Annotated in this window: 5 protein-coding genes and 1 pseudogene; 3 read left to right on the top strand and 3 right to left on the bottom strand. The window is 37.2% G+C overall.

Annotated features, from left to right (window positions below):
* The first annotated feature begins 220 nt into the window (after window positions 1–220).
* Complete coding sequence (locus FTU83_RS16845) at window positions 221–388, top strand: acyl-CoA thioesterase (protein ID WP_373683444.1); 168 nt, start codon at window positions 221–223, stop codon at window positions 386–388.
* 91 nt (window positions 389–479) lie between these two features.
* Here the strand turns inward: FTU83_RS16845 and FTU83_RS16840 are convergent, their stop codons facing one another.
* Entirely contained in the window at window positions 480–650 is a 171-nt protein-coding gene (locus tag FTU83_RS16840; RefSeq protein WP_171262568.1) for a hypothetical protein, read from the bottom strand.
* 314 nt (window positions 651–964) lie between these two features.
* Window positions 965–1,339, bottom strand: a complete 375-nt coding sequence (locus FTU83_RS16835) for a hypothetical protein (protein WP_180003820.1) — start codon at window positions 1,337–1,339, stop codon at window positions 965–967.
* Between the two features lie 563 nt (window positions 1,340–1,902).
* On the opposite strand from FTU83_RS16835, the gene FTU83_RS16830 reads away from it, so the two are divergent.
* Window positions 1,903–2,250 carry a hypothetical protein gene (locus FTU83_RS16830; RefSeq protein ID WP_180003822.1) on the top strand — a complete coding sequence of 116 codons (348 nt, stop codon included), beginning with the start codon at window positions 1,903–1,905 and terminating at the stop codon, window positions 2,248–2,250.
* A 16-nt stretch (window positions 2,251–2,266) separates the two neighbouring features.
* Here FTU83_RS16830 and FTU83_RS17555 read toward each other — a convergent pair.
* Window positions 2,267–2,622: pseudogene (locus FTU83_RS17555) on the bottom strand (site-specific integrase); the annotation flags it as partial.
* Window positions 2,623–2,725: 103 nt separating this feature from the next.
* On the opposite strand from FTU83_RS17555, the gene dusB reads away from it, so the two are divergent.
* Window positions 2,726–3,772: a tRNA dihydrouridine synthase DusB gene (gene dusB, locus FTU83_RS16825; protein WP_180003824.1), complete on the top strand. Its 1,047-nt coding sequence runs from the start codon at window positions 2,726–2,728 to the stop codon at window positions 3,770–3,772.
* The last annotated feature ends 295 nt before the right edge of the window (window positions 3,773–4,067 follow it).

Here is a 4,067-nt window from a genome sequence, read left to right as displayed (position 1 = left end):
AGTGATGGGAGAGAATGTTCAAGAGTGGATTCTAAATGTTCAGATAAAGACATAAAAAAATGAGCGTATTCACATACACTCATTTTTACTACATTTTACTAAAATTTGCTTAACTGACTGGCATTACACATCGGGTGGGCTTTTTGTTGATGTGTCTAAAGTATTTTATACTGTGCAAATGAGAAATTTAAAACGCCAGCACAAATTAAAGGTATCAAACGTGATTTGGTCAACTGAACAAGATGCCGTGTTGATCGAACATGCAGATTTAGCTATGTCTGAATTAATCCAGCACTTGGGATTTAGTGAAGAAGACATTTTACAAAGAAAAAAAGTATTGGGTTTAAACCGGCGGGCACGTCAAATTCAACGTTTATATTTTAAATAATTGAAATCAAATTCATTGAAAGCTGCGACAGATCTAAAATGTCTGTGAATTTAAAAACCCACAATCTGTGGGCTTTTAAATTTTTGCTCAATTATTTTGCAACAGCTTCAGAAGCAGGAGCCGCTTCAGTTGCATCTTGAGCAACTTCAGTTGTTTGAGCTTCAGATGCAGCAGCTTCAACTTTTTGTTCTTCAGCAGCAAATGTAGTTGCAGCAGCAGCAGAGATAAGTGTAGCGAAAAGTACTTTGTTTAAAGTTTTCATGATTCAATCTTCAGTCTATTTTTTTGGAAAAAACAACTTAATGTATTAATCATGATAAAAGTGTAATTAAAATGGGTTGTTATGTGTCTAGCTTGTGAACACTTACGAAAAACTTATCAAAATAAATCAATAGTTTGAAGTCTATCACAAAATAATATGTGTCTTTAAATTGTCGTTTATTATTTGAAAGGCTTTAAAAAGAAAAACCCGAATAAATCGGGAAGTGTATTTTACGTTGTTATTACAGCGAAACTTACACACTTTCGCTTAATAACAATTTAGCGCTCAATTATGACGCCATGATGAAAAGGAGGTTATTCAGCAGGGCATTCAATTTTGAGTTTTTCTTTGTAATAGTCCTGTGCAATCTTCAAATCATTCAACATTTTATCTTGAGTATAGTCTTGGGCTGCGAGTTTGAGCATGGCAGGCATATAGTTGGTTTTATATTCATGAGGGTAGTCATGACATAAGACTTGTGTTTTTTCCTTGATAGATGTGCTTGGGGCATCTAAAACATCAAGGTATTGACTGATTTGCGCATCTGACTGCTCAAATTGTTGAGTCGCTTGTTCCGTTGTTAAATCAGCGTTTTGGCTTTCAGCTGCAGCCACCTCGTCATTGGGTTGTTGGCAGGCAGTAAGAATGGTAGCGAAAAATATAAAAGAGAGAATTTTCAATTTTTTCATAAAGTTCAACTCACTGATGTGAATTTATAGATTTAAGTTTTCAATGATTTTAGCAGTATCCCTCTATAGTAACACCTGTACAGGCAGATCTGCTGAAAGTCTGATGTTGAATCGATAGTGTGTTAACTACATGGCTGATGCATAAGTTTCAACGACTCTTAAGCAAAAGCGTAGAAATTTTTGTTTGGAATTACTAAACTATCGCATTGCAAATTTGCCGTCCAATTCCGAAGCTTCAAATTCCTCAATTCAATCGTTGAGCAATGTTGATATTCATTGTCATCATTCAATTGCATAATCATTGCCATGAAACGTTTTTACGCTCAACAGATTTTGCGAACATACATTTGAATTTAGCATTGTAAAAGTGGCTTGGAAGATTTCGAATGTGGTTCGGGCATCATTTGCTAAATATAGCTAGAGGTTAAAACATTGAGTCAACATCCTGTCATTCAAGAATTATTCGATCGTCCCATCGAGAGAAAACTGTGGGTGGCACCTATGGCAGGTGGGTTAGATTACGTTACTATTTACAATAACATCCAATTTAATGAGTATAAATAGTGCATTATCTAACCAAAATTATTAACGGACTAACAATTTGCTTCCTAGCATCAGTGAATTGCTATGCTAAAGATGAACCATCAAATGCTCATAATGTAATTGAATTTAAATGGTACGAAGCCAAAAATTATTACAACAGAATAATGAGAGAGTCTAGAGAAGCCAAAAGGAATGATAGTGATTGTGAGAAAAAACTGGATAGCTGTGATAAAGATATGAAAAGCTATCTTTATTACCCGAAAGCATTAGCTGACGCAAAAGCTCGCTTAGAAGCAGCTGAAAGTAAACTATATGAGAAAATATCATTAGAATTTAATGCAGAGAATGCTGGGGTTCAGAAAGATTAATACTTTTATAAGAAGCGGCGTAATCAGAAAAGTCTTGTCGCGTTAAATAATAGATATTCTTTTCAGAAATATCTAAACTAGCGATATGCTGTAGTGCTCCTGTTTTTGTCCTAGCAAAACTGTCCGCCTCATCCAAATACTGAAATATGAATTCTCTGAGTGTTTTTGCTTAAGTTGCACCTCAGGGTTCAACATTTTTTCAGGGTGCAATTCAATTTCTGCCTCTGCGCGTTTAATCCACTCATCAGCCAAAGACTTTTAGCTAAATGTTTTGGATTGCTTGAATTCTGGGTAGCCTTGAAGTTGTACGCGGACTTGAGCTCTATACCGAGTTGTACCGTCTTTTGTTTGTCGCTTAGTGACTGTACCTATAAATTTGCAACATTGAAATTTCGTGGTGCAAATAGGTTGCAACTAAAGAGCATTAAAAGTCAATACGAAGCGACTAAACGAAGTTAAACGAGGTTAAAAGATTTTGAGTAAAAACAATGTCATTCAAGAATTATTCGATCGTCCCATCGAGAGAAAACTGTGGGTGGCACCTATGGCAGGGGTTACAGATCGCCCATTTCGTACACTTTGCAAATACTTTGGCGCAGGTCATGCTGTCAGTGAAATGATGACGGCAGATAAGACCTTACGCATGAGTAAAAAGAGTCTTTATCGTGCGAATTTTGATGGTGAAATAGCACCTATCTCAGCTCAAATTGCAGGATCAGATCCAGCTGAACTGGCTGAAGCCGCTCGCTATCAAGTGGCAAATGGTGCACAAATTGTCGACATTAATATGGGATGTCCGGCGAAGAAAGTTTGTAATAAGTTGGCAGGTTCTGCGCTGCTCAAAGATGAAGATTTGGTGGCCCGCATTTTAGATGCTGTGGTCGAAGCAGTTGATGTGCCTGTGACCTTAAAAACCCGTTTGGGCTATCTCAATGGTCATGAAAACATTATGCGCGTTGCGAAGCGTGCCGAAGAAGCTGGGATTGCTGCGTTGGCGCTTCATGGTCGTACACGTGAAGATATGTATCTGAATACGGCGCGTTATAGCTTAATTAAAGATGTGAAATCGTTGATCAATATTCCTGTGATTGCCAATGGTGATATTGATACACCTGAAAAAGCCAAATATGTACTGGATTATACTGGTGCTGATGCAGTCATGATTGGTCGTGCAGCTCAAGGTCGCCCATGGATATTCCGTGAAATAGGACATTACCTGACGACAGGTGAGCATATGGCGGCGCCAAGTATTATGGAAGTCCGTGACGTATTGCTTGGACACTTGTCTGAATTATATGGTTTTTATGGCGAATATTCAGGTTGTCGAATTTCACGCAAACATATTGCTTGGTACACCAAGGGTCTACGCTCTAGTAATGAATTCCGCCAAAATATGTATAAAGTTGAATCTACAGCAGATCAATATAAAGTCGTCGAGAACTATTTTAATCACTTACTTGATCATGGTCAGATCATGAGTGATGTTCAAGTTGATCAGGTCAACTTGCTTGAAACCAAATAATTTAAAGCCAAACGAAATGGATCTGCACAATTTGATGCAAAGTAGGCTGCTTTAAGTTAGTTAGATTGATTTGAAATAGATTTAACTAACTTGATTCAAATGATCTGAAACAATTCTTGAATTGTGCATCGATGATGGCCTAAATTACATATAAAAAGCCCTCAATGTTGAGTAATGCCAGTCAGTTAAGAGATTGACTGGCTTTTTCTTGGGTATTTTTGAGGTTTTCCTTTTACAACCCTTGGATAACTCCTCACTCTTCTCTCAGGTATAACATACCGATTAGATTTCTCCA

The sequence above is a fragment of the Acinetobacter sp. YH12152 genome (assembly GCF_013418285.1).
GTDB lineage: Bacteria > Pseudomonadota > Gammaproteobacteria > Pseudomonadales > Moraxellaceae > Acinetobacter > Acinetobacter amyesii.
Note: the sequence above shows the minus strand (reverse complement) of the source record. Positions and strands in the feature narration are given on the sequence as shown.